Here is a 26,213-nt window from a genome sequence, read left to right on the forward strand (position 1 = left end):
CAAATATCTCTTACGTGTAGGCAAGTTCTGTTAGACTTGTCGCCGAGTTGTCCCCCGGTTTGTGGGACTGCTTTACAATCACCAGATGGGGATTTAACGGATGAAACTGAAAAACACCTTGGGCTTGGCCATTGGTTCTCTTATTGCCGCAACTTCTTTCGGCGTTCTGGCACAAGGCCAAGGCGCAGTTGAAGGCGAGCTGTTCTACAAGAAGCAGTACAACGATAGCGTCAAGCACATCGAAGACGGCTTCAACCCAGGCGCTCGCATTGGTTACTTCCTGACCGACGATCTGTCCTTGAACTTGTCCTACGACAAGACTAACCACACCCGTTCGAATGACGGTACTGGTAGCCAGAAGATCAAAGGTGACACTGGCAGCCTCGTGGCCCAGTACCACTTCGGTCAGGCCGGCGTTGACAGCCTGCGTCCATACGTTGAAGGCGGTTTCGGCCACCAGAGCCGTGGCAACGTGCAAGCTGACGGCCACAGCGGTCGCGATCAGACCACTTTCGCCACCGTCGGTACCGGCGTGAAGTACTACTTCACCAACAACCTGTACGCTCGTGCCGGTGTTGAAGCTGACTACGGTCTGGACAACGGCAAGTGGGACTACTCCGCACTGGTCGGCCTGGGCGTGAACTTCGGCGGTAACGCTGGCGCAGTCGCTCCAGCTCCTACCCCAGCACCAGCTCCAGAGCCAACTCCAGAGCCAGAAGCTCCAGTTGCTCAGGTTGTTCGTGTTGAGCTGGACGTTAAGTTCGACTTCGACAAAGCCGTTGTTAAGCCTAACAGCTACGGCGACGTGAAAAACCTGGCCGACTTCATGGCTCAGTACCCGTCCACCAACGTAGAAGTTGCTGGTCACACTGACTCCGTAGGTCCAGACGCTTACAACCAGAAGCTGTCCCAGCGTCGTGCTGACGCTGTTAAGCAAGTCCTGGTTAAAGACGGCGTGGCTCCTAGCCGTGTAACTGCTGTAGGTTACGGCGAATCCCGCCCAGTTGCTGACAACGCAACTGAAGCTGGTCGCGCTGTTAACCGTCGCGTAGAAGCGTCGGTTGAAGCTACCGCTCAGTAATTACTGAGTAGTAGAAAAAAGCCCGGCTCAGGCCGGGCTTTTTTTCGTCCGCAATTTGCCTCAGGCGCTGGCGGCCACTGCGACATAAGCCGCCTGTTCAGCCGCTGCAACCCTGCCAATCACCAGAATCGCCGGGCTCTTCAACGCGAAAGCCTGTGCATCTTCCTGCATGCGCGACAGCACGCTGCGGCACTCCCGTTGCTGGGGCAGCGATGCATTCTCGATCATCGCCACCGGCATATCCGCCGTCATGCCGCCGTCCAGCAACTGCTGGCGTATTTCTTCCAGCTTCGCCACGCCCATATACACCACCAGCGTCGTCCCGCCTTCCGCCAGCGCGCGCCAGTTCAGGCGGCTGTCGTCCTGGGTATGCGCCGTGACCAGCGTTACGCCACGGCTGATACCGCGCAACGTCAGCGGGATATCGCAGTTAGTTGCGCCTGCCAGCCCCGACGTAATCCCATTGACCACCTGGGCCTCGATCCCGCGCTCGCGCAGCCACATGGCTTCTTCACCGCCGCGTCCGAAAATGCACGGGTCGCCGCCTTTGAGCCGCACCACACACTTGCCCTGACGCGCGTAACGCAGCATCAAACGGTGGATGAAATCCTGCGGCGTTGAACGACAGCCGCCGCGCTTGCCCACCGTAATCACCCGCGCATCGCCGCAATGTTCCAGCACCGCCGGGTTGACCAGATCGTCAATCAGCACCACATCGGCCTCGTTCATCGCCCGCACCGCCTTCAGGGTCAACAGCTCCGGATCCCCCGGCCCTGCGCCTACCAGCCAGACTTTTGCGCTCATATTCCTGTCCTCACACACTGATAGCGATTGGCTGCGGATGGCTGACCAGCAGACGTTTGATTTCCGGCACACAGGAGCCGCATTGCGTGCCGCATCCCAGGGACTGCTTGAGTCCATCCAGGTCCAGACCCTGGGCAATACCGGTACACACCGCGTTTTCACTGACGTTCATGCAGTTACACAACACCTTGCTGCTTGCCGCCGCACCGCCGGGCGCTGCGCTCAAGGGCGCGAGTAGCCAGCGGCGCAACTGCTCATCGGTGCGGCCTTCCAGCCACAGGCTCTGCAGCCAGTGGCGGGCGAGGGTTTCACCGGCCAGACGTACGGCCGTGATGCGGCCTTTTTCGATCTTCACCCGCTTGCCGATCGAGCGGCGCGGGTCGTCGTAGGCCATCACCGGGCCGTCGTGCAGGCCCAGCAGTTGGTCGATACGGGTCAGCAGCTCAAGCTCGGGCGCTGCGGTATGTGCCGCGCGTACCAGCAACGCCGGCCGTTCCCGCCCGGCCAGGCTCAGGCTCACATAGGCAAAACCCTCGCACAGCGGGCGCAGGGCCTCGAAGTGTTGCTGCACATCGCCCTCGATCAGCGCGAACAGCTGCCATGGCAACTGCACCGCCTCCAGGCGCACGCCGCTGTGCTTGAGTTCAGGTTGTTTCGACAGCGGGTCGAACGCCGGCTGGGTGAGGGTATTCACGCCGCCCTTGAGAAACCGGTCGCCCCAGTGCATCGGCAGGAAGGCCTGGCCGGGGCGTACGCTGTCATCACTGCTCACGGCAACGATCACATTGCCGCGCCGGCTTTTGAGGTTCACCAGGTCGCCTTCCTTGAAGCGATGACGACGCAGTTCATCGGGGTGCAGGCTCAGCAGCGCTTCGCTCACATGCCCGAACAACTGCGCCGCCGTGCCGGTGCGGCTCATGCCGTGCCACTGGTCACGCAGGCGCCCGGTAATCAGGGTGAGCGGGAAGCGCGCGTCGCGCTGCTCCTTGGCCGCACGATAAGGGTCGGCGATAAAGTGCGCGCGCCCCCCGTCGGTCGGGAAAACCCCGTCGGTATACAGACGCGAGGTGCCGCTGCGCGCGCCCATGGGGAACGGCCACTGCTGCGGCCCCAGTTCGTCGAGCACGGCATGGCTGATACCCGACAAATCCAAATCAAGCCCACGGGTCAGCAGCTTGAACTCATCAAAAATCTGCGCCGGATGCTCGAAGGCGAACAGGCTCGGCAGCCCCGGGCGCAGTCGCTGTTCCAGGCGTTGGGCGAAATCCACGGTGATTGCCCAGTCCGGCCGTGCCTCTGCGGGTGGGGGGATGGCGCGGCGTACGTGGGAAATACGCCGTTCGGAGTTGGTCACCGTGCCTTCTTTCTCCCCCCAACTGGCGGCCGGCAAAAGCAGGTCGGCGTAGGCGGCGGTCTCGGTGGTGCGAAAAGCTTCCTGCAACACCACGAACGGGCAGGTTGCCAGGGCGGCGCGCACAGCGGTCTGGTCCGGCAGCGATTGCGCGGGGTTGGTGCACGCGATCCACAACGCTTTGATTTTACCGGCCTGCACCTGCTCAAACAGCTCAATGGCCGTCAGCCCGGTCGGCTCCGGCAACGCATCGACGCCCCAGTAAGCAGCGACCTCTGCGCGGTGTTCAGGGTTGGCGGCTTCCCGATGGCCCGGCAACAGATTCGACAAGCTGCCGGTTTCGCGCCCGCCCATGGCATTGGGCTGGCCGGTCAGGGAGAACGGCCCACAGCCCGGCCGGCCAATTGTGCCGGTGGCCAGGTGCAGATTGATCAGCGCGCTGTTTTTAGCGCTGCCGGCGGTGGACTGGTTTAGCCCCATGCACCACAGCGACAGAAAGCCAGGGGAGGTGCCTACCCATTCGGCGCACAGACGCAATTGTTCGACACTGATCCCGCACAGCTGCGTGACCATCTGCGGCGTGTAGTCATGTACCAGGCGCTTTAGCTCCGCCAGTCCGTCGGTATGGGCCTGGATAAAGTCGCGGTCGATCCAGTCTTCCCACAACAACAGGTGCAAGATTCCATGGAACAGCGCCACATCCGTGCCCGGCAGGATGGCCAGGTGCATGTCAGCCAATTCGCAGGTGTCGGTGCGCCGAGGGTCGATCACCACGACTTTCATCTGCGGACGCCGCGCCTTGGCTTCCTCCAGGCGTCGGAACAATACCGGATGGGCGTAGGCCATGTTGCTGCCGACGATCATCACGCAGTCACTGGTGTCGAGGTCTTCATAGCTGCACGGTGGCGCGTCGGCGCCCAGGCTGCGCTTGTAGCCGACCACCGCCGAGGACATGCACAGCCGTGAATTACTGTCGAGATTGTTGGTGCCCACCAGCCCCCGCGCCAGTTTGTTGAAGCTGTAGTAGTCCTCGGTGAGCAGTTGCCCGGAAATATAGAAGGCCACGCTGTCCGGCCCGTGTTCGGCGAGGGTGTCGGCAAACACGTTGGCCGCGTGGTCCAGTGCGGTATCCCAGCTGGTGCGGCTACGGGCCAGGCCTTTGCCCAGGCGCAACTCCGGGTACAACGCGCGCGCGCTCAGGTCGCCCGTCAGGTGCAGGCTGGCGCCTTTGCTGCACAACTTGCCGAAATTGGCCGGGTGGCTCGGGTCGCCCTGCACACCGAGGATCTGCGTGCCGTCATGCTCGATCAGCACGCCGCAGCCCACCCCGCAGTAACAGCAGGTGGACGCGGTGACCTGGCGGTCCATCAACCGGCGTCCCGCAGGGCCAGCATCACCCGGCCGTTTTCGACACGGGCGGGGTGATGGTGGGCGCAGCCGATATCCGGCGCCTGGGCTTCGCCGGAGGCCAGGTCGATCTGCCAGTTGTGCAGCGGGCAGGCCACGCGTTTGCCGTAGATCAGGCCTTGGGACAGCGGGCCGCCCTTGTGCGGGCAGCGGTCGTCGAGGGCGAAGACTTCGTCGTCACTGGTGCGAAAGATCGCGATGTCGCCCTTGGGCCCGTTGATGATGCGTGAGCCCAGTGCGTTGATGTCGTCGAGGGCGCAAATATCCAGCCAGTTCATGCCTGCACCTCCAGGTGTTTGACGGGGATCACCTCGAATTCCTTTTTCAGCAGCGGCTGTTCAAGCCGTTCTTTCCACGGGTCCTGCTCGAATGACAGCGAGAATTGCAGGCGCTCGTTCAGCGCCTTGCGCCGGGCCGGGTCTTCCAGCACGGCCTTTTTGATGTGTTCCATGCCCACGCGCTGCAGGTAATGCACGGTGCGCTCCAGGTAGAAGGCTTCCTCGCGGTACAGCTGCAGGAACGCGCCGTTGTACTCGCGCACTTCGTCGGCGGTTTTGAGCTTGACGAAGAACTCCGCGACTTCGGTCTTGATGCCGCCGTTGCCGCCGATATACATCTCCCAGCCGGAGTCGACGCCGATGATGCCGACATCCTTGATGCCAGCTTCCGAGCAATTGCGCGGGCAACCGGACACCGCCAGCTTGACCTTGTGCGGCGACCACATGTTGAACAGGTCATGCTCAAGCTCGATGCCCAGTTGCGTCGAGTTCTGCGTGCCGAAGCGGCAGAACTCGCTGCCCACGCAGGTTTTCACGGTACGGATGGATTTGCCGTAGGCGTGGCCGGACGGCATGTCGAGGTCCTTCCACACGCCGGGCAGGTCCTGCTTTTTGATGCCGAGCAAGTCGATGCGCTGGCCGCCGGTGACCTTGACCATCGGCACGTTGTACTTGTCGGCCACGTCGGCGATGCGGCGCAGTTCCGAAGGGTTGGTCACGCCGCCCCACATCCGTGGCACGACAGAGTAGGTGCCGTCTTTCTGGATGTTGGCGTGGGCCCGTTCGTTGATCAGGCGTGACTGCGGATCATCCTTGGCTTCGCCAGGCCAGGTGGAAATCAGGTAATAGTTCAGCGCCGGGCGGCAGGTGGCGCAGCCGTTGGGCGTGCGCCAGTTCAGGTAGCTCATGGTGCCAGCGATGGTCAGCAGGTGCTGTTCGCGGATGGCCTGGCGGATTTGCCCGTGATTGAGGTCGCTGCAGCCGCAGATGGCTTTTTCGCTCTTGGGTTTTACATCGGCCGCGCCACCCACGGTGTTGATCAGGATCTGTTCCACCAGGCCCACGCAGGAGCCGCAGGAACTGGCGGCCTTGGTGTGTTTTTTCACCTCATCGACACTGAACAGGCCTTGTTCCTGGATCGCCTTGACGATGGTGCCCTTGCACACGCCGTTGCAGCCGCAGACTTCAGCGCTGTCGGCCATGCTCATGGCCTTGTCCTGGCCCTGATGGCCGACATCGCCCAGGGCGTTCTCGCCGAACATCAGGTGATCGCGGATCTCGCCGATGGCATGGTTCTCACGGATCTGGCGGAAATACCAACCGCCATCGGCGGTGTCGCCGTACAGGCAGGCGCCGACCAGGATGTCGTCCTTGATCACCAGCTTTTTGTACACGCCGCCGATCGGGTCGGAGAGGGTGATGGTCTCGGTGCCTTCGCCGCCCATGAAGTCGCCGGCGGAAAACAGGTCGATGCCGGTGACTTTCAGCTTGGTCGAGGTGACCGAGCCCTTGTAGGTGGCAAAGCCCAGTTGGGCCAGGTGGTTGGCGCAGACCTTGGCCTGTTCGAACAGCGGCGCCACCAGGCCGTAGGCAATCCCGCGATGGCTGGCGCATTCGCCGATCGCATAAATACGCGGGTCGTAGGTTTGCATGGTGTCATTGACCAGAATCCCACGGTTGCACGGGATGCCGGATTTTTCCGCGAGTTCGGTGTTGGGCCGGATGCCGGCGGCCATCACCACCAGGTCGGCGGGGATGATGTCGCCATTCTTGAACTGCACCGAGCCGACCCGGCCATTGCCAGCGTCGTGCAGGGCCTGGGTGTGTTCGCCCAGGCGGAAGACCAGGCCACGGCTTTCCAGCTCGGTTTGCAGCAGTTGGCCACTGGTCTTGTCCAACTGGCGCTCCAGCAACCATTCGCCGATGTGCACCACGGTTACATGCATGCCGCGCAGCATCAGGCCGTTGGCGGCTTCCAGTCCGAGCAGGCCGCCGCCGATGACTACCGCGTGTTTATGGGTTTTGGCGGTGTCGATCATGGCCTGGGTGTCGGCAATGTCGCGATAGCCGATCACGCCCTGCAAGGTGTTGCCGGGGATCGGCAGGATAAACGGCGTGGAACCGGTGGCGATCAGCAAACGATCGTACTCGGCCTCGGTGCCGTCATCGGCGATGACTTTGCGCTTGACCCGGTCGATCTGCACCACCTTGCGGTTGAGCAGCAGCTTGACGTTGTTGTCCAGGTACCAGTCCAGGTCGTTGAGCACGATCTCTTCGAAGGTCTGTTCGCCGGCCAGCACCGGCGACAGCAGGATGCGGTTGTAGTTGGTGTGGGGCTCGGCGCCGAACACGGTGATGTCGTAGAGGTCGCTGCTCAGCTTGAGCAGTTCTTCAAGGGTACGAACCCCGGCCATGCCGTTGCCGATCATCACCAATTTGAGTTTTTTCATGTCGCTCTCCGACCAATCACGCGCAAACAAAAAAAGGCGTCCCCGCTAGTTACCTAGCGAGGACGCCTTTGTCCGATCCCGTTCTCTCGGGAAGCTCGATCCTTCGTCGTTGAAGGGGCGGCTGTATGTGGGGTGTTGGGAAGGCTAATGCAGCGGTTGTGCCAAGTCCGCATAACCCCGGTTTTACTGGGCGTTTAAACCCACAGCCGAAACGTTTTGCCCGTTAGTGGTGCAACAGCCCATACAGCAGCACCAGATTGAGCAGCAGCGACAGCAGCGCCAATGTGCGCCACACCTTCAAGGGTTCACGCTCCAGCAGCGGGCGCGGGCGCACGCTCAGTTCGCGGCGGTCGGCCTGCTCCAGCACCAGCAGCCATTCTTCGGCGGTTTCATAACGCTGCGCCGGTTGCGCGGCCACGGCGCGCTCCAGGCTCAGGGGCAGCCAGTCCGGCAGGTCGGGGCGATAGCGGCTGGCGCTGATCGGTTGATGGAAGCGGGGGCGTTGGAAGGCTTCGATTTCGCCGTAGGGATAATGCCCCGTCAGCAGGTAATACAGCGTAATGCCGACACTGTACAAATCCTGCTGGGCCGCAGGACGCTCGCCATTGAACGCTTCGGGGGCGATAAAGCTCGGCGTGCCGGGCAGTGTGTTGATCGGGTCTGCGGAGAGGCCCGGGCAGTAGGCCAGGCCAAAATCCAGCACGCGCAGTTCACCGTCGTCGCCCAGCAGCAGGTTTTCCGGCTTGATATCGCGGTGCAGGATTTGCCGACGATGCAGCAGCCCGACCGCACGCAGCAAACGCTCGGCGATGGACTGCCATTGCGCCAGGGGCAACGGGCCTTGCTGCTTGAACAGCTCGGCCAGGGTAAGCCCAGGGTATTCGCGCATCACGTAGTACACATGCTGACGCTCGCTGGCGGGGTGGACCTGCGGGAACGCGCGCCCGGCCACCCGGCGCAGAAACCATTCCTCCGACAGCAGGGCCTGGCCCGCATCGGTGTCATTGTCATGGCTGCGCGGCAGGGTTTTCAGCAGCCAGGGCTGTTGCTGCGCGTCGCGGACCCGGTACAGCAACGATTGTCGGCTCTGCGCGACCACACTTTCCACCTGCCAGCCTTCGAACGCCTGGCCGGGCTTGAGCGGCGGTGGCAGTGGCCATTGCTGCAACTGCACCAGCGCATCGCCCAGGGTGGCGGCGCCGAGTGCGTCGATGCGCACCAGCAACGCGCTGGCGTTGTCCTGGCTGCCGGCCAAATGCGCGGCGCTCACCAGGGTGTTGACGGCCAGGTCGAGGTCGGCTTGCTCGCGCAGGATCGCACGGATGCTGTGCTCGCCCAATGTGGCCCAGACGCCGTCGCTGAGCAGCAGGAAGCACTCGCCCGCGCGCAGTTCGCCGTCGAGAAAGTCCAGCACCAGGTGTTGATCCAGGCCGAGCGCACGCTTGAGCACATGCTGCATGCCCGGTTGCTCCCACACATGGTCTTCGCTGATGCGCTGCAGCTCTCCGTCCAGCCAGCGATACACGCGGCAATCGCCGACATGCGCGAGGGTGAAGCGCTGACCGCGAAACACCAGGGCGCTGAGGGTGGTCAGTAACGGCTGGCCGCCGCCGTTGGCTTGCAGCCAGCGATTCTGTGCGAGCAATAACCGTTCGAGCGCCTGGGCCACGCCCCAGGTCTGCGGTGTGGCGTAGTAGTCCAGGGCCAGCGCCTGCAGGCTTGAGCGTGCGGCCAGGCCGCCATCGGCACATTGGCTGACGCCGTCGGCGAGGGCGCACAGGTACCCTTTGCTCGCGGCCAGTTGCGCGCTGGGCGTGACCACCCGCAGTGCGTCCTGGTTTTCACTGCGCGGGCCAATGGCGCTGGCCTGGGCAACGCTCAGTTGCAGGCTCATCAGACGCGCGCGGCGGTCACGGCGGCCGAACCCCAGGTGGTTCTCCAGCGGCGTTTCACGCCGTAAAGGCCGAACCAGGCCAGCACGCCGAGGCTGGCGAACAGCCACAGGGCCAGTTGATAACTGCCGGTGCTTTGCTTGATCGCGCCCATGCCGGCGGCGAGGGCGAAACCACCGATCCCGCCAGCCATGCCGATCAGGCCGGTCATCACGCCGATTTCGCTGCGAAAACGCTGGGGCACCAGTTGGAAGACCGCGCCGTTGCCGGCACCCAGTCCGAGCATGGTGCAGACGAACAGTGCGAGGGCGGCGTAGGAGCTTGGCAGGTTGAAACCCACCGCGGCGATGCACACCGCCGCCACGCTGTACATGCCCAGCAGGGTGCGGATGCCGCCGAAGCGGTCCGCCAGGGCGCCGCCCAACGGCCGCATCAGGCTGCCGCCGAACACGCAGGCGGCGGTGTAGTAGCCGGCGGTCACCGGGCTCAGGCCGTACTGGTCGTTGAAGTAGCCGGGCAGGGCGCTGGCCAGGCCGATGAAGCCGCCGAACGTCACGCTGTAAAAAAACATGAACCACCAACTGTCACGGTCGCCCAGGGCCTTGAAGTAGTCGGCCATGGCTTTGGCTTTCGGGCGTTGCGGGGCGTTGCGCGCCAGCCAGGCGAACACGATCAGCGTAAGCACTAACGGAATCAGCGCAAAACCAAACACATTGCTCCAGCCAAAGGCGGCGGCCAGCACTGGCGCCAGCAACGCGGCGAACACCGTGCCGGAGTTGCCTGCACCGGCAATGCCCATGGCCTTGCCCTGGTGTTCAGCGGGGTACCACTGCGAGGCCAGGGGCAGGGCGACCGCAAAGGATGCGCCGGCCATGCCGAGGAACAAGCCCAGCAGCAAGGCTTGTTCATAGCTATGGATGCCCAGTTTCCAGGCGCCGAACAACGCGACGATCACGATCACCTGGCCAATCAGCCCGGCGGTCTTGGGTGACAGCTTGTCGGCCAGCATGCCCATCAGAAAGCGCAGCACCGCGCCCGCCAGGATCGGCGTTGCCACTACCAGGCCACGCTGTTGGGTGGTCAGGTGCAGGTCGGCGGCAATCTGCACCGCCAGCGGGCCCAGCAGGTACCAGACCATGAAACTCAGGTCGAAATACAGGAACGCGGCAAACAGGGTCGGGGTGTGCCCGGATTTCCAGAAGCTTGATTTCATCACGCACCTCAACGGTTGGGGGTCTTGTCAGAAGGCCAAAACGAAAAAAAACGCCGCCATCGGGTTCGCGAAAGCAAACCGGATGTGCGACGTCTTTGTCGTGGAAGGGCAACCGCCGTTGGCTACCTGTGATGAATGCTTAGCAAGTCCTGCGCCAACACTAAACGTTGTGCAGAACAAGCCTCCTGTGGCGAGCGGGCTTGCCCCGCGTTGGGGTGCGAAGCGCCCCCAATCGAGCAAAACGCGGTGTACCTGATACGGCTCAGCGCCTGGTTTTGGGGCTGCTGCGCAGCCCAACGCAGGACAAGCCTGCTCGCCACAGGGAATTTGCGCTTAACTGAACGGCATTAGGGCAAGCCTGCTCGCCACAACCACAATCAAAACCAGTCTGCCCATCACAAGGCTTTGCCACAGTCAGCCCAGCAACTCACTCATGGCAATAATCTGCTCGGCCACCTGGATCAGTTTCTGCTGGCGGCTCATGGCCTGGCGGCGCATCAGGGTGTAGGCCTCTTCCTCGTTGCAGCTTTTCATTTTCATCAGCATGCCCTTGGCCAGTTCGACGCGCTTGCGCTCGGCCAACTGCTGGTCGCGGGCCTGCAACTGGGCACGCAGGGCCTGGTCGCTTTCGAAGCGGGCCATGGCCACATCGAGGATCGGTTGCAGGCGCTGGGCCTGGATGCCTTCGACGATGTAGGCGCTGACGCCGGCCTTGATCGCCTGGCGCATCACATTCGGGTCGTGCTCATCGGTGAACATCACAATCGGCCGCGGCTGGTCGCGGGTCACCAGCACCACTTGCTCCATGACATCGCGCCCGGCTGACTCGGTATCGATCAGGATCACGTCCGGGCGCACCGTTTCGACGCGGGCCGGCAGGTCGATGGTCAGGCCGGACTCATCGATCACCTCGAAGCCGGCCTCGACCAGTGCTGCCTTGAGCCGCCCAACCTTGCGCGGGGTGTCGTTGATCAACAGGATTCGCAACATCTTGGTGCTCCTGTCAGCGCCGGGCCTGGCGGTTGGGGTGGTCCGCCAGGGCGTGCAGACGGAAACTGCGGGCGTAGGCGGCGGGGTCGGAGCCGTCCCAGATCTTTCCGTCGATCAACTGGCTGCTGCGCGTGTCCTGGCGGCTCGCAGGCACGTCAACGACGGCGGCGGCCTGGCGATACAGGTCCAGTTGCTGGACCTGGCGGGCAACCTGAAGGTAGTCCGGGTCTTCACGCAACAGGCCCCAGCGGCGGAACTGGGTCATGAACCACATGCCGTCGCAGAGGTAGGGCAGGTTGACCTCGCCATTGGCGAAAAAGCGCAGGGCATGGGGATCCTGCCACTGGTTGCCCAGGCCGTCGTCATACTGGCCGAGCAGGCGCGGCTCGATGCAGTCGAGTGGGGCATCAAGGTACTCGCGGGCGCTGAGCAGTTGCGCGGTGGAACGGCGGTTTTCGTGGCTCTGCTCGATAAAACGGCTGGCTTCGAGCACCGCCATCACCAGCACGCGTGCGGTGTTGGGGTATTGATCGACGAACGCCTGGGTGCAGCCGAGCACTTTTTCCGGATGGTTTGGCCAGATCGTCTGGCTGGTCGCCAGGGTGAAGCCCTGATTGTGCTTCACTGCGCTGGCGGCCCAGGGTTCGCCGGCACAGAAACCGTCGATGCGCCCCGCCTGCAGGTGCGCAACCATCTGCGGCGGCGGCACCACCACGCTGTCGACATCCTGCAAGGGGTGAATGCCCTGGCTTGCGAGCCAGTAATACAGCCACATGGCGTGGGTGCCGGTGGGAAATGTCTGGGCGAAGGTCAGTTTTGTGCGGCTTTGGTGCACGTGGTGGTCCAGCGCCTCAGGAGTGGTCACCCCTTGTGCCTGCAGGCCGTGGGACAGATTGATGCTCTGGCCGTTCTGGTTCAGGCCCATCAACACCGCCATGTCGGTGGGCGCCACGCCGCCGATGCCCAGGTGCACCGCATAGATCAGCCCATACAGGCTGTGGGCGGCATCCAGTTCACCGCTGACCAGCCTGTCGCGCAGGTTGGCCCAGGATGACTGGCGCTTGAGGTTCAGGGTCAAGCCGTAGGGTTGGGCAAAGCCCTGGGTGGCCGCGACCACCAGCGAGGCACAATCGCTCAAGGCCATGAATCCGAGATCGAGGCTGCTCTTTTCCGGGGCGTCACTGCCGTGAACCCAGGCCAATGGATCTCTGGCCGGGCCGCTGCCTGCCGAATCGTTCATCAATGCCGCCTTTTCAATCAAAAAACCAGTGAGCAAGGCTTAGCAAGGCACATGCCACGGCCCCGTAGGCGCGGCTGGCCGTCAGTTTCTCATCAAGATTGAAACGCGACCGGCTTTCAGTATGGCCGCCTCTTTGCGCCATACAGCCAGGAACATCCACGGTGACGATCGATTCCCCTGTCATGACCCGCTTGCGCCGGTTGCTGTGCCTGGCTGTGCTGTGCGCAAGCGCGTTCGCCTCGGCCGAGGACTACCGGGCGCAGGATGAAAGCCTGCATACCGTGTTCAGCGCATTGTCAGTGCCCTTGGGGTTGCCCGTGGTGGTCAGCCGCGACGTCTCGCGCAAGCGCGTTTCCGGGGTGTTCGATTTGAGCGCCGCGCAGCACACCCTGCAGGCCGTGGCCGAGCAGCATGGCCTGATCTGGTACAGCGACGGCCAGGTACTGCGTGTGTATGACGCCAGCGAAGCGAAAAGCTCGGCAGTGACGCTGCGGCATATCTCGGTCGACCGGCTGCGCGGGTTCATGCGCCGTTCGGGGTTGGATGAATCACGCTTTCCCCTGCGCGAAAGCACCGGGCCCACCTTTTATGTGTCCGGCCCTCCCAATTATGTGGACCAGGTGCTGCACCTGGCGCAACTGATGGATCGCCAGCGCACTCAGGTGCGAGTGGGCGATCAGGCGTTTGGCGTGGTGCAGGTGTTCAACACCCACGTGGCCGATCGTCAATATGCCCTGGGTGATGAGCAGGTCAATGTTCCCGGCATGGCCTCGATGATCGAAACCGTACTGGCTGCCGAGCGCAAGGGCGGCGCGCGCGGTCCGCTGGCGGACAAGAGCCTGCTGGTGATCGCCTATCCCGACTCCAACAGCCTGCTGATCAAGGGCATGCCGGCTCAGGTGAAGGTGATCGAGGAGCTGGTGGCGCAACTCGACACGCCCAGGCGGCCGATTGAGGTGGCGTTGTGGCAGATCGACGTGGACCGTGCCGAGCTGGAAAAGCTGGCGACCGCCTGGTCCGGGGAGGGCAACGACCCGCCTTCAGTAACGCAGGTGCTGGCCCCTCTGGATGACAACCGCCTGATGGCGCAACTGGCTGCGCTGGAGCGTCGTCGCAAGGCCAGGGTGGTGGCGTTTCCGGTGATCCTTACCCAGGAAAACGTCCCGGCGGTGTTCCATGACGCCCACACCTTTTACCTGCCCAAATCGGCGCAAGACGACGCCCAGTGGCAACCGGTGCGCTATCGCACCGAAGCCAGTGTGCTGCCGCGGTTTGCCGATGCGAGCCAGATCGAGATGCAACTGAACCTTGAAGATGGGCGGCCCATGGCCGGCAAGCTCACGCCAGGTTCGACAGGGGCGGTGGGCCGCATCGCGATCAGCACGGTGGTGCGTGTGCCTCAGGGCCGCCGTTTGTGGTTGGGGGCTTTTCGCCGTGATGACGAGGGCATGCGCCGCGCCCGGGGTGCCCAGGTGCGGCTGTTCGTGATCCAGGCGCGCGCGGTGGGCGGCGAGCCGAAGCTGCTGGCGGGCGCCGTAGGACCGCCGCCACTGACCGAGACCCAATACGAGCGCGTGCGACGTGCCTTTATGGGCGTGAACCCCGAGGGCGCTGAGTGATCTGCGCGCGGCGAAAAGTCCTACTTAGTGACTCTCGAAATCCTCACGCGTATAGGCAGTTTCCTAGCTCCGTTCGGCGATCAGGTTTTTATAGTCCTGCTGTTGCCGTATCGGTCGATTCAGGAAGCAAGAAATTCAATGTCAGTAGATGGATACCGAGGTGCCCATGGCCATCGCGAATGATGAGCTGACTGCCTCATGGGTGTTTGCCGGATGGACCTTGCATGGCTATGGCCGGTTGACCGGGCAGAATGTGGACCTTCAGTTGCCGCCCAAAGAGTGGCATGTGCTGCGATTGCTGCTGGCATCCGGCGGTGCGTTGATGACCAAGGACCATTTGCTGGAGTCGGCCTGGCCCCGTAGAGAGGTGTCCGAGGAGTCGCTCACCCGCTGCATTTATTCGCTGCGCAAGCACCTGAAGACCGACAAGGGCTTTATCAAGACGATTTATGGCAAGGGCTATCGTTTTACCTGCGCCGTGAATGTCCAGTTCAGGTCGCTGCGGGAAGGGGCGCACGGGCCGCGTCTCTGCTCGGCCTGTGGCCAGGTGCAGCATGATTAAACGCCTGGTCAGCAGCATCGTATTGACTGCGGCGCTGCTCGGCAGCCCGGCCTGGGCCGATTGCTGGGCAGACGTGGCCGGTCGCTACGACATTGAACCGGAGCTGCTGCAGGCCATCGCGGCGGTGGAGTCGGGATACCGTGCGAACACGATGAACAACGCGAACAGCGACGGCAGCCGTGATATCGGCTTGATGCAGATCAACAGCATGCACCTGCCGCGCTTGCTCAAGCAGGGCATTACCGAAGAGCGGCTGCTGAGCGAGCCGTGCCTGTCGGTTGAAGTGGGTGCTTCGATCCTCGCCGAGTTTATCCAGCGTTTCGGTTACAACTGGACGGCCGTGGGCTCCTACAACGCGGGGCCAGGGTCGGGGCCGCAGCGTGACGCCTTGCGCGAGCAGTACGCGCAGAAAATCTGGGCCCGCTATGAGGCGCTGGTCGCACTGCGTCAGTGACGATTGGGCGGCACGCCTCGCACCGGGGCGATCACCCCGGCTATAATCGCGCCACCTTTCGCCGCCATCCGAGTCTAGCCCGCCCATGTATAACCTGGCCCGCCAGCTGTTGTTCAAACTCTCCCCGGAAACCTCCCACGACCTGTCCCTGGACCTGATCGGTGCCGGCGGCCGTCTGGGGCTCAATGGCCTGGTCTGCAAGGCGCCGGCGAAAATGCCGGTGTCAGTGATGGGGCTCGAGTTTCCCAACCCGGTCGGGCTGGCAGCCGGCCTGGACAAGAACGGCGCGGCCATCGACGGCTTTGCCCAGTTGGGTTTTGGTTTTGTCGAAATCGGCACCGTGACCCCACGGCCGCAGCCGGGCAACCCCAAGCCGCGCATCTTCCGTCTGCCGGAAGCCGAGGCGATCATCAACCGCATGGGCTTTAACAACCTGGGCGTCGATCACCTGCTGTCGCGGGTTCAGGCGGCAAAGTACAAGGGCATCCTGGGCATCAATATCGGCAAGAACTTCGACACCCCGGTCGAGCGCGCGGTGGATGACTACCTGATCTGCCTGGACAAGGTCTACGCCCACGCAAGCTACGTCACCGTCAACGTCAGTTCCCCCAACACGCCGGGCCTGCGCAGCCTGCAGTTCGGCGATTCGCTCAAACAACTGCTCGAAGCCCTGCGCCAGCGCCAGGAAGACCTGGCCGTGCGGCATGGCAAGCGCGTGCCGCTGGCGATCAAGATTGCCCCGGACATGAGCGACGCAGAGACCGTGCTGGTGGCCCAGGCGCTGGTGGATTCGGGGATGGATGCGGTGATCGCGACCAACACCACCCTGAGCCGCGCAGGTGTCGAAGGCCTGGCCCATGGGGATGAAGCGGGCGGGCTCTCGGGTGCACCGGTACGCGAGCAGAGCACCCACATCGTCAAAGTGCTGGCGGCCGAGCTGGCCGGACGCTTGCCGATCATCGCCGTGGGCGGCATTACCGAAGGCAGACACGCTGCCGAAAAAATCGCCGCCGGCGCCAGCCTGGTGCAGCTTTACTCCGGCTTCATCTACAAGGGCCCCGCGCTGATTCGCGAATCGGTGGATGCCATTGTGGCGAGCGGGCTTGCCCCGCGCTGGTCTGCGCAGCAGACCCAGTCATGACGCTGCGTTCTTTCAGTTGGAGCCGAGTGTCCGGTTTTGGGGCTGCTGCGCAACCCAACGCAGGACAAGCCTGCTCGCCACAGAGCGGGCAATAGGGCAACCCACAAAAAACGCTAGCCTCAATGGGTTTTGCCATCCAATAAAAAGGGCTCCATAAAGGAGCCCCTGGGCCGAAGCCCGCCGCCTGGGTCAGGCGTGCGTGGTTAAGTCGTTACATATTCAAAGGTGGTATGTCGGAATTAAATGCCCTGAGTTAGCCGACGGCGTGAAGTTCGTTGAGTCTGTGGATACCCGCAGTGCCAGTCATACCGTCCCAGTTGTCGCCGCGTCCTTCTCGCCAGCCGTTGATCCAGGCTTGGCGTACCGACGGTAGAGTAAATGGGCAAAGCTCACGGGATTTGCCATGAACGCCATATTGATATCCGCGTAAAAATGCTCTTTCCAACGGATCACGCTTAAGTCTTCTCATAGGGTGTTTCCCTCACTGGTTGACTGTCTAGATATCCTTCGGCCTCGTCTGGGGCCGGGCAGAGTTTTTCTGCCGTTGGTGGGCTCGCTGCCGGCGTGGCGAGCCTGTGTGTCGGCGTCGTTACGGCGCCAACCTGTGTTGATTTCTAACCAATAGGTCACATGGATTCAATGATCGTTTTGTCATAAGCACGTAACGTTTTGGATGCTATAGCCATAAGCTGGGATGGCTTTTCGCCCCTTTTTATCGCCAAAGCCAGCTATGATGTGCCCCGCGCAGACCATGGGTGCAATCCCTTGGTGAGAATGCCCGCCCGTTGCAGTCGGTTATTATTCGACGAAGGGTCGGAATATTTCTTTTTGTTGCCTAAAATTATTGATCTGCCTTTGCATTCAGGGCTTACGGGCCCTATCGCCCGGGTGGGACGGCACATTCGTGCCACGCGAGCACTCTTCAAGAAAAGTGCTTGATTGAAAACCGAACCGGCGATGCGTCGCCCGTTCATTTATTGCTGAAAAGCCTGGAATGCCCCATGTCGGACCGTTTTGAACTCTTCCTCACTTGCCCCAAAGGCCTTGAAGGCCTGCTGATCGAGGAAGCCGTCGGGCTTGGCCTTGAGGACGCCCGCGAGCACACCTCGGCCGTGCGCGGCATGGCCGACATGGAGACCGCCTACCGCCTGTGCCTCTGGTCACGTCTGGCCAACCGCGTGCTGCTGGTGCTCAAGCGCTTCCCGATGAAGGATGCCGAAGACCTCTATCACGGCGTGCTGGACATCGAATGGGCCGAGCACATGGTCCCCGATGGCACCCTGGCGGTGGAATTCAGCGGCCACGGTTCAGGCATCGACAACACCCACTTCGGCGCGCTGAAGGTCAAGGATGCGATTGTCGACAAACTGCGCACCCCGACCGGCGAACGGCCGTCCATCGACAAGATCAACCCGGACCTGCGCATCCACCTGCGCCTTGACCGTGGCGAAGCCATCCTCTCCCTCGACCTGTCCGGCCACAGCCTTCACCAGCGCGGTTACCGCCTGCAGCAGGGCGCTGCGCCGCTGAAGGAAAACCTCGCGGCCGCGATCCTGATCCGTGCCGGCTGGCCGCGCATTGCTGCCGAAGGCGGCGCGCTGACCGACCCGATGTGCGGCGTGGGCACCTTCCTCGTCGAAGGCGCGATGATCGCCGCCGACATGGCGCCCAACCTCAATCGCGAACTGTGGGGCTTCACCACCTGGCTCGGCCACGTGCCGGCGCTGTGGAAGAAACTTCACACCGAAGCGTCGGAACGTGCCGCCATCGGCATGAACAAACCGCCGCTGTGGGTGCGTGGCTATGAAGCCGACCCGCGCCTGATCCAGCCGGCACGCAACAACATCGAACGCGCGGGCCTGAGTCACTGGATCAAGGTGTACCAGGGCGAAGTCGGCACCTTCGAGCCGCGTCCGGACCAGAACCAGAAAGGCCTGGTGATCTGCAACCCGCCCTACGGCGAGCGTCTGGGTGACGAAGCCAGCCTGTTGTACCTCTACCAGAATCTTGGCGAACGTCTGCGTCAGGCCTGCATGGGCTGGGAAGCGGCGGTGTTCACCGGCGCGCCGGACCTTGGCAAGCGCATGGGCATCCGCAGCCACAAACAGTATTCGTTCTGGAACGGCGCACTGCCGTGCAAGCTGCTGCTGATCAAGGTCAACCCGGATCAGTTCGTCACCGGCGAGCGTCGCACCCCGGAGCAGCGTCAGGCCGAGCGCGAGCAGGCCGCTTACGACCAGGCCCCGGTCGAGCCGCAAGAGCGCCAGTACAACAAGAACGGCAACCCGATCAAACCGGCGCCAGCGCCGGTCGTCGAGCAGGCACGCCTGAGCGAAGGCGGGCAGATGTTCGCCAACCGCCTGCAAAAGAACCTCAAGCTGTTGGGCAAGTGGGCCAAGCGTGAAGGCGTGGATTGCTACCGCGTGTACGACGCCGATATGCCGGAATACTCCATGGCCATCGACCTGTACCACGACTGGGTCCATGTGCAGGAATACGCCGCGCCCAAGTCCATCGACCCGGAAAAAGCCTCGGCACGCATGTTCGATGCTCTGGCCGCGATTCCCCAGGCGCTCAACATCGACAAGAGCCGCGTGGTGGTCAAGCGTCGCGAGCGCCAGAGCGGCACCAAGCAGTACGAGCGCCAGAGCGCCCAGGGCAAGTTCACCGAGGTCAGCGAAGGTGGCGTGAAGCTGCTGGTCAACCTCACCGATTACCTGGACACCGGCCTGTTCCTCGACCACCGTCCGATGCGCATGCGCATTCAGAAGGAAGCGGCCGGCAAGCGCTTTCTCAATCTGTATTGCTACACCGCCACCGCCAGCGTGCACGCCGCCAAGGGTGGCGCGCGCAGCACCACCAGCGTCGACCTGTCCAAAACCTACCTGGACTGGGCGCGTCGCAACTTTTCGCTCAACGGCTTCTCCGACAAGAACCGCCTGGAGCAGGGTGATGTGATGGCGTGGCTGGAGGCGAGCCGCGATGAGTTCGACCTGATCTTCATCGACCCGCCGACCTTCTCCAACTCCAAACGCATGGAAGGCATCTTCGACGTACAGCGCGACCACGTGCAATTGCTCGACCTCGCCATGGCGCGCCTGGCGCCGGGCGGCGTGCTGTACTTCTCGAACAACTTCCGCAAGTTCGTGCTCGAGGACAACCTCAGCGAGCGCTACGCCGTCGAGGAAATCAGCGACAAGACCCTCGACCCGGATTTTGCGCGCAATGCCAAAATTCACCGCGCCTGGAAAATCACCGCACGCTGATCGGCGCGTGTCCACTGCAGGCGCGAGCTTACTTGCTTCTGCAGTGGTTTGAGGCTGGTCAAACCCCTGGCCTATGGCTATAACTAAGGCCTGGCCAACGTGACACCTCCGCACGTTGGCGTCTTGAGTGTTGTCCATGCCGTTGCAAGCCGTCCGCCCGAAAATACTAGGCTTTATCAGTGAGCAGGCATCCGCGTGGTGGGTGGCGTCGGTGGTATTCCTGGCAGGGGTTGCCTTGACCATTATCGTCGCCTGGGCCGCTTGCGAGCTCAATCAACAACAAGTGCGCCAGCGCTTCCAATTGCTGGTCAGTGAGCGCTTCAGTCGCCTGCAGGAACGTTTCGAAGACCAGGAGCAACGCCTGGGCAGCCTGCAACGTTTCTTCACTAATTCCCAGAACGTGACCCGCGCAGAATTCGACGGTTTTGCCCAGCCCTTGCTGCTGCACGCGCGCGCCTATGCGTGGGCGCCGCGCGTAGTGCGCGCGCAGCGCAGCCGCTTTGAACAGGACATCTCGCGCGCGCTCGGCACGCCGTTCGCCATCCGTGAACTCAATGCGGTCGGCGAACTGGCTCTGGCGGCTGAACGTGATGAATACGTGCCGGTGCTGTACAACCAGACCCAGAGCCAGTTCGGCTCGCCCATGGGGTTTGACCTGCTGGCCCAGCCCCTGCGGCGCTCGACCCTTGAACGGGCGCAGAAGAGCGGCAAGCTGGCAGTGTCCCAACCGATGCAACTGGTGGGCGTGGAGCCTGCCTACGCGACGGGCGTGCTGCTGGTTGCGTCGGTCGCTTCCCAGGCAGGAGCAGAGCCGTTTGGCTTCGTGATGGCAGTGATCAGCCTGCGCCAGTTGGTGGCCGACGGCTTGCCCAGGCCCGACCGCGATAACCTGGTGACGCAGATCGTTGACACCTCCGACCTGCAGCAACGCAGGCTTTATGAGTCGGGCAACACGCCGAGCGACAACGACCTCAGCGTGACCCGCCGCCTGACCCTGGGCGACCATGTCTATGCCCTGACACTGCGTCCCAGCCAGGTGTTCGACGGCACCGGCCACTCCTCGCTGATCAGCATCCTGAGCATGGGCGGGCTGCTTAGCCTGTTGGTTGCAGTCTTGCTCTACGTGCTGGTCAGCCAGCGCCAGCGCGCGGTGAAACTGGTGGAGCAGCGCACCGGGCAGCTGCGCGCGCGCGAGCAGGAACTGCGCGGTACCCACAGCCAACTGCGCAGCGTGCTGAATGCCGCCACCCAGGTCGCTATCATCGCCACCGACCTGCGCGGCGTAATCAATACCTTCAACGCCGGTGCCGAACAGATGCTCGGCTTCAAGGCCGCTGAGGTGCTTGGGCGCGCCACCCTCGAAAGCCTGCACCTGGCGTCCGAGCTGGAAGCCAGCGCCGCGAGCGTGAGCCTGCTGCTGGGCAAGCGTATCCCGCCGAGCCAGGCCATGCTGGTACAGAGCCCGGACAGCCTGCACGAGGCGCGCGAATGGACCCTGGTCCGCGAGGATGGCAGCCAGTTGATCGTGAATATGCTCGGCACCGCGTTGCTCGATGACCATGGCCTGTGGGTGGGCCACCTGGCGATCTACCTCGACGTGACCGAGCAAAAGCGCGCCTATGAGGCACTGGCCGCAAGGGATCGCCTGCTGAAAAAACTCAGCGCCCACGTGCCCGGCGGGATTTTCCAGTTCACCCTCAAGCCCCGGGGTGAGTGGCGCTTCATATATGCCAGCGATGGCATGCGCGATATCTATGAAATCGAGGTGGGGGTGTTGCAGCAGGATGCGGAAAAGGTCTTCGAGCGCATCCATCCACTGGACGTCGAACGCATACGTGCCTCGATTCGCTCGTCGGCGGTGCAGCTGAGCCATTGGCGCGAAGAGTACCGGGTGATCTTGCCGCAGCGGGGTCTGCGCTGGATTCGTGGCGAGGCCACGCCGGAGGAGTTACCCGGAGGTGGCACGCTGTGGCACGGTTATGTGTCGGATATTTCCGATCTCAAGCGAGTGGAAGAAGAACTGCGCGCGCTCTCCATCACCGATTCCCTGACCGGCATCCACAACCGTCGCTACTTCCAGGACCGTCTCAAGGCCGAGATGGTGCGCGTCAGGCGTACGTCGGGGGCGTTGTCGGTGATCATGCTGGATATCGACCACTTCAAGCGCATCAACGACCGCTATGGTCACGGGGTGGGCGACGGCGTGCTGCAGGAACTGTGCAAGCGCATCAGCCAGCGCTTGCGCCGCACCGATGTGTTCTGCCGCCTGGGTGGCGAAGAGTTCATGGTCTTGTGCCCCGGCACCGATGGCCAGCAGGCCTACAGCCTGGCGATGGAGCTGTGGGAATCGTTGCGCAGCGTACCGATGGAGGCAGTGGGTACGGTGACCGCCAGTTTCGGCGTGGCCAGTTGGCGTGTCGATGAGGGCATCGACGGCTTGCTGCTGCGCGCCGATTCGGCGGTGTACCTGGCCAAGCAGGCCGGCCGCGACCGTGTCACGCCGGAAAAACTACCGGCCTGAAGGCAGACACAAAAACCAATGTGAGAGGGGGCTTGCTCCCGATAGCGGTGAATCAGTCAATCCGTGGACTCATTCACCGCCATCGGGAGCAAGCCCCCCTCCCACATTTAGAGCACCGGCGCTGCCGCCATCACTTTCGGCTGGCGGTACAGGTCCAGCAGCACCTGGTCGAGCACCGACGAGGCGCCCCACGGCTTCGGATCGTTGAGGATCGCCACCACCGCCCAGGTGTAGCCGTTGTTGTCGCGGCTGAACCCGGCGATCGCCCGTACGGTGTTCAGGGTGCCGGTCTTGACGTGGGCTTCGCCGCGCATGGCGGTGGTCTTCAGGCGTTTACGCATGGTGCCGTCGGTACCGGCAATCGGCAGGGAGCTGATGTATTCGGCGGCGTACGGGCTTTTCCACGCGGCCTGCAACATGGCGGCCATCTCGCGCGCGCTGACGCGCTCGGCGCGGGACAGGCCGGAACCGTTCTCCATCACCAGGTGCGGCGCGGTGATGCCTTTCTTCGCCAGCCACTGGCGCACCACGCGTTGCGCGGCCTTGGCATCGTCGCCGTCGGCGTCGTTGCGAAACTGCGCGCCCAGGCTCAGGAACAACTGCTGGGCCATGGTGTTGTTACTGTATTTGTTGATGTCGCGGATGATTTCCGCCAGGTCCGGCGAGAACGCGCGGGCCAGTACCTTGGCGCTCTTGGGCACCGGGGCCTGGAGGTCGCGGCCCTGGATGCTGCCGCCCAACTCTTTCCAGATGGCGCGCACGGCGCCAGCGGTGTAGGTGGCGTGGTCGAGCAGCGAGAGGTAGGTCTGTGAGCTGCAGCCATCGGCCAACTGGCCGCTGACGGTCACTGTGACGCTGCCATCGGCGGCGGTGACCGGGTTGTAGCGCACATCGCCGGTGCACTGCTTGGCGTTGGAGACCTTGACCTGGTTATCGATACGAATGGTGGCAATCGGCGGCTCAACCGAGACGATCACCCGTCCGCCATCGTTACGCGTGACAAAGCGCAGGGCCTTGAGGTTGACCAGCAGCGCGTCGGGCTTGACCAGGAACGGTTTGTTCTCGTCGTTGCCGTCGTCATTGAACTCGGGCAGCAGTGGCTGGTTGAAGAAACTGCGGTCCAGCACCAGGTCGCCGGTGACCTGCTGTACGCCATTGGCCCGCAGGTCGCGCATCAGCAGCCAGAGTTTTTCCATGTTCAGCTTGGGATCGCCGCCGCCCTTGAGGTACAGGTTGCCGTGCAACACGCCACCGCTGAGGGTGCCGTCGGTATAGAACTCGGTTTTCCACTGATGGTTGGGCCCCAGCATTTCCAGGGCCGCGTAGGTGGTGACCAGCTTCATGGTGGAGGCGGGGTTCACCGAGACGTCGGCGTTGAACACGGTCGGCGTGCCCGGGCCGTTCAGCGGAATCATCACCAGGGACAGGGCGGTATTTTGCAGCTTGGCTTTCTGCAGGGCCTGCGCGACATTGGGCGGCAGGCTGTTGTTGACGGGGGCGGCGGCGGCGGAAAAGGCCAGTGGCAGAAGCAGACCGGCGAGTAACAATGGACGCAAGGATTTGATCATAAAAAATAGAACCCTACTGCTGAGGAGGGTGAAAAAAGCGAGGGGAACGTAAGAAAAATCCCTCAGTGGTCATGAAAGTGTCGGCATTATGCCCCAAGGTCGCGCCACTTGTAGCTGAACGATAGCTGGAAATTGGCGTTTTTTTGCAGGCACGGCGTTGCTTTACACTACAGAGTTGGCAGTGAGTTCATTGATCGAGTGATTTTGAGCGGTTGCCCGGCGACCAAAGTGTCGTGGGCGCGGAGCACCAGAGGAGGGGCTCGCGTAAACAAACAGGGCCATCACGAAGATGGCCCTGAGGACAATCAGGCAACCGGGTTGATCGGCTTTTCCGGGTACCAGACGTCCAGCAACGGGCTGACTTCAGCGTTGGTCAGTTCATCGCGGGATTTGAGCCAGGCTTCAACCTTGGCGCGCTGCTCTTCGCTGACCGAGCCACGCTTCTGCAGGCAGACCAGACCGTAGTCGTCACCGCCGACGTAGCCCAGGCCGTTGGCTTCCATGGCTTCTTTGAGGAATGCGTCGAGAAAAGTATCGATTGCATCGTCGGCCAGGTCTTTCTTGAATTCCAGGTTCAGTTCGAAACCCAGTTCCTGGAACTCGTCCACACACAGTTTTTTGCGCAGACGCCGGGAGCGGTTAGTGGCCATGAAACATTCCTCTTAATAAATAACGGTGCGCACTTTACCAGCTAATAGGCGCGGCCGCCTCACGGCGTTACGCAAACCCTCATCCGCTTCATCGGTAAAGTCTGCCGGGGCAGGCCTGTTAAACGGTGGTTTGTATCAGTCAGCCGGTATTTTTCGCCGTTTATGCATGGCTTCATGGTGGTGTAATAAATCCATGCTGCCGCGATGCCAGAGCCCCCACGACCGACCTTGACGGAAACCCGCCCATGCCAGCTCCCCTGATTCCTGTAGAAACCTCGCCTGACCTGCCGACGGACGCCGATGTGGTCGTGATCGGCGGCGGCATCATCGGTGCCTTTACCGCCTATTACCTGGCCAGACGCGGGATGAAGGTCGCGCTGGTGGAAAAGGGCCGCATCGGCGCTGAACAATCGAGTCGCAACTGGGGCTGGTGCCGCCAGCAGAATCGCGATGCGCGCGAGCTGCCGATGGCCACCAAGAGCCTGGAACTGTGGTCGCAGTTCGCCGCCGAAACCGGCGAGCAGACCGGCTTCACCCGCTGCGGCCTGCTTTACCTGAGCAATGACGAAAAGGAAATCGACGGTTGGGCGCGCTGGGGCGAATTTGCCCGTTCGGTCAACGTCGAGACCCATATGCTCACCGCGCAGCAAGCCGCTGAACGGGGGCGGGCCACCGGCAAACAGTGGAAGGGCGGGGTCTACGCGCCCACCGACGGCATCGCCGACCCATCCCGCGCAGCGCCTGCGGTCGCGCGCGCGATCATGGCGCTGGGCAGCACGGTGCATCAGGACTGCGCCGTGCGCGGGTTGGAGACCGAAGGCGGGCGACTGTCGGGAGTGGTGACCGAGAAGGGCACCATCCGCACCCGTCTCGCGGTACTCGCCGCCGGTGCCTGGGCGTCGTCGTTCTGCCGTCAGTACGGCATTCGGTTTCCCCAGGCGACCATTCGGCAAACGGTGCTTCGCGTGTCGCCGCCCAATCAGGAACTGCCCAGTGCGCTGCACACCTCCCAGGCCTCGATGACACGTCGCTTTGATGGCAGCTATACGCTGGCCATCAGTGGACGCGGCCGGGTTGACCCGACGCCGCAGTTGCTCAGCTTTGCGCCGCAGTTTTTACCGATGTTTCAACGCCGCTGGCGCAACCTGGCGGTGGGCGGGTTCGAAGGCGCGCGGGCAGGGCATGAAAGCTGGAAGCGCTGGCGTCTGGATGAGCCAACGCCGATGGAGAAGATGCGGATTCTGGATCCGACGCCTGATGCGGCGGCGGTGAAGTTGACTTACGCGCGGGCTGCGCAACTGATGCCGGCGTTTAAAGAGTCATCGGTGACGGCCGCGTGGGCGGGGTATGTGGACAGCACGCCTGACGGAGTTCCCGGGATTGGGGAGATGGCCAGCTTGCCAGGCTTGGTGTTGGCGGCGGGGTTCAGTGGGCATGGGTTTGGGATTGGGCCGGGGGCGGGGCATTTGATTGCGGATATTGTGAGCGGGGCACAGCCGATTGTGGATCCGCAGCCTTATCACCCGGATCGGTTCAAGTCTTCGGCTTGGGGAAAGGTGGCGGACTTTTGAGGTTTTTTTGAGGGGGGTATAGCCGTTGCTTCGGTAACGGCTAATGGCGGTTCCGCTTTTACAGCGCCCCAGATCAAGAGCGCGGCGACCTTAGAGCCGACCGAGGTTTTCCTGCCTGGCGCTGTTCAAACTGTGGGAGGGGGCTTGCTCCCGAT

General features: G+C 62.8%; 19 protein-coding genes. 8 read left to right on the forward strand and 11 right to left on the reverse strand.

What is annotated here, in order from left to right:
* Positions 1 to 100: 100 nt before the first annotated feature.
* The gene (locus tag LUB09_RS02135; protein ID WP_003230320.1) at positions 101 to 1,081 is read left to right on the forward strand and encodes an OmpA family protein; all 981 of its coding nucleotides are present in this window, start codon (positions 101 to 103) and stop codon (positions 1,079 to 1,081) included.
* 60 nt (positions 1,082 to 1,141) lie between these two features.
* Here the strand turns inward: LUB09_RS02135 and cobA are convergent, their stop codons facing one another.
* The 8 genes from cobA to LUB09_RS02175 form a co-directional block, all read right to left on the reverse strand.
* A complete protein-coding gene (gene cobA, locus LUB09_RS02140) occupies positions 1,142 to 1,885 on the reverse strand; it encodes a uroporphyrinogen-III C-methyltransferase (protein ID WP_209983758.1) in 744 nt (247 codons plus the stop codon).
* A gap of 10 nt (positions 1,886 to 1,895) precedes the next feature.
* Positions 1,896 to 4,604, reverse strand: a complete 2,709-nt coding sequence (locus LUB09_RS02145) for a nitrate reductase (RefSeq protein ID WP_231421448.1) — start codon at positions 4,602 to 4,604, stop codon at positions 1,896 to 1,898.
* The gene (gene nirD / locus LUB09_RS02150) at positions 4,604 to 4,921 is read right to left on the reverse strand and encodes a nitrite reductase small subunit NirD (RefSeq protein ID WP_003230326.1); all 318 of its coding nucleotides are present in this window, start codon (positions 4,919 to 4,921) and stop codon (positions 4,604 to 4,606) included. Before nirD ends, LUB09_RS02145 begins: the two co-directional genes overlap by 1 nt.
* Positions 4,918 to 7,371 carry a nitrite reductase large subunit NirB gene (nirB, locus tag LUB09_RS02155; protein WP_231421449.1) on the reverse strand — a complete coding sequence of 818 codons (2,454 nt, stop codon included), beginning with the start codon at positions 7,369 to 7,371 and terminating at the stop codon, positions 4,918 to 4,920. Before nirB ends, nirD begins: the two co-directional genes overlap by 4 nt.
* 223 nt (positions 7,372 to 7,594) lie before the next feature.
* Positions 7,595 to 9,265, reverse strand: coding sequence for a bifunctional protein-serine/threonine kinase/phosphatase (locus LUB09_RS02160; protein ID WP_231421450.1), 1,671 nt, complete (start codon positions 9,263 to 9,265; stop codon positions 7,595 to 7,597).
* A complete protein-coding gene (locus LUB09_RS02165) occupies positions 9,265 to 10,476 on the reverse strand; it encodes a nitrate/nitrite transporter (RefSeq protein ID WP_003230331.1) in 1,212 nt (403 codons plus the stop codon). Before LUB09_RS02165 ends, LUB09_RS02160 begins: the two co-directional genes overlap by 1 nt.
* A gap of 414 nt (positions 10,477 to 10,890) precedes the next feature.
* On the reverse strand, positions 10,891 to 11,466 hold the full coding sequence (locus LUB09_RS02170; RefSeq protein WP_231421451.1) for an ANTAR domain-containing response regulator: 576 nt from the start codon (positions 11,464 to 11,466) through the stop codon (positions 10,891 to 10,893).
* 13 nt (positions 11,467 to 11,479) lie between these two features.
* Entirely contained in the window at positions 11,480 to 12,706 is a 1,227-nt protein-coding gene (locus LUB09_RS02175) for a CmpA/NrtA family ABC transporter substrate-binding protein (RefSeq protein ID WP_231421452.1), read from the reverse strand.
* Positions 12,707 to 12,867: 161 nt separating this feature from the next.
* On the opposite strand from LUB09_RS02175, the gene sctC reads away from it, so the two are divergent.
* From sctC to LUB09_RS02195, 4 genes are all read left to right on the forward strand, one after another.
* Positions 12,868 to 14,325, forward strand: a complete 1,458-nt coding sequence (gene sctC, locus LUB09_RS02180; protein WP_231421453.1) for a type III secretion system outer membrane ring subunit SctC — start codon at positions 12,868 to 12,870, stop codon at positions 14,323 to 14,325.
* A 166-nt stretch (positions 14,326 to 14,491) separates the two neighbouring features.
* The gene (locus tag LUB09_RS02185; RefSeq protein ID WP_231421454.1) at positions 14,492 to 14,887 is read left to right on the forward strand and encodes a winged helix-turn-helix domain-containing protein; all 396 of its coding nucleotides are present in this window, start codon (positions 14,492 to 14,494) and stop codon (positions 14,885 to 14,887) included.
* On the forward strand, positions 14,880 to 15,341 hold the full coding sequence (locus LUB09_RS02190; protein WP_231421455.1) for a transglycosylase SLT domain-containing protein: 462 nt from the start codon (positions 14,880 to 14,882) through the stop codon (positions 15,339 to 15,341). The genes LUB09_RS02185 and LUB09_RS02190 overlap by 8 nt, the downstream gene beginning before the upstream one ends.
* Before the next feature lie 85 nt (positions 15,342 to 15,426).
* Complete coding sequence (locus tag LUB09_RS02195) at positions 15,427 to 16,482, forward strand: quinone-dependent dihydroorotate dehydrogenase (RefSeq protein WP_231421456.1); 1,056 nt, start codon at positions 15,427 to 15,429, stop codon at positions 16,480 to 16,482.
* A 253-nt stretch (positions 16,483 to 16,735) separates the two neighbouring features.
* Here LUB09_RS02195 and rmf read toward each other — a convergent pair whose 3' ends face one another.
* Positions 16,736 to 16,951 carry a ribosome modulation factor gene (gene rmf, locus LUB09_RS02200; RefSeq protein WP_002553055.1) on the reverse strand — a complete coding sequence of 72 codons (216 nt, stop codon included), beginning with the start codon at positions 16,949 to 16,951 and terminating at the stop codon, positions 16,736 to 16,738.
* A gap of 532 nt (positions 16,952 to 17,483) precedes the next feature.
* On the opposite strand from rmf, the gene rlmKL reads away from it, so the two are divergent.
* Both rlmKL and LUB09_RS02210 read left to right on the forward strand, forming a co-directional pair.
* Positions 17,484 to 19,748, forward strand: a complete 2,265-nt coding sequence (gene rlmKL, locus LUB09_RS02205; protein ID WP_209983740.1) for a bifunctional 23S rRNA (guanine(2069)-N(7))-methyltransferase RlmK/23S rRNA (guanine(2445)-N(2))-methyltransferase RlmL — start codon at positions 17,484 to 17,486, stop codon at positions 19,746 to 19,748.
* Between the two features lie 136 nt (positions 19,749 to 19,884).
* Positions 19,885 to 22,269: a sensor domain-containing diguanylate cyclase gene (locus LUB09_RS02210; protein WP_231421457.1), complete on the forward strand. Its 2,385-nt coding sequence runs from the start codon at positions 19,885 to 19,887 to the stop codon at positions 22,267 to 22,269.
* Positions 22,270 to 22,376: 107 nt separating this feature from the next.
* On the opposite strand, the gene dacB is transcribed toward LUB09_RS02210, so the two are convergent.
* Together dacB and LUB09_RS02220 are read right to left on the reverse strand one after the other, a co-directional pair.
* On the reverse strand, positions 22,377 to 23,837 hold the full coding sequence (gene dacB, locus LUB09_RS02215) for a D-alanyl-D-alanine carboxypeptidase/D-alanyl-D-alanine endopeptidase (protein ID WP_209983736.1): 1,461 nt from the start codon (positions 23,835 to 23,837) through the stop codon (positions 22,377 to 22,379).
* A gap of 305 nt (positions 23,838 to 24,142) precedes the next feature.
* Positions 24,143 to 24,487, reverse strand: coding sequence for a YggL family protein (locus LUB09_RS02220; RefSeq protein WP_209983734.1), 345 nt, complete (start codon positions 24,485 to 24,487; stop codon positions 24,143 to 24,145).
* Between the two features lie 245 nt (positions 24,488 to 24,732).
* Between LUB09_RS02220 and LUB09_RS02225 the strand changes: the two genes are divergently transcribed.
* A complete protein-coding gene (locus LUB09_RS02225) occupies positions 24,733 to 26,058 on the forward strand; it encodes an NAD(P)/FAD-dependent oxidoreductase (RefSeq protein WP_231421458.1) in 1,326 nt (441 codons plus the stop codon).
* Positions 26,059 to 26,213: the final 155 nt, after the last annotated feature.

The sequence above is a fragment of the Pseudomonas sp. Leaf59 genome (assembly GCF_920984685.1).
Lineage (GTDB): Bacteria > Pseudomonadota > Gammaproteobacteria > Pseudomonadales > Pseudomonadaceae > Aquipseudomonas.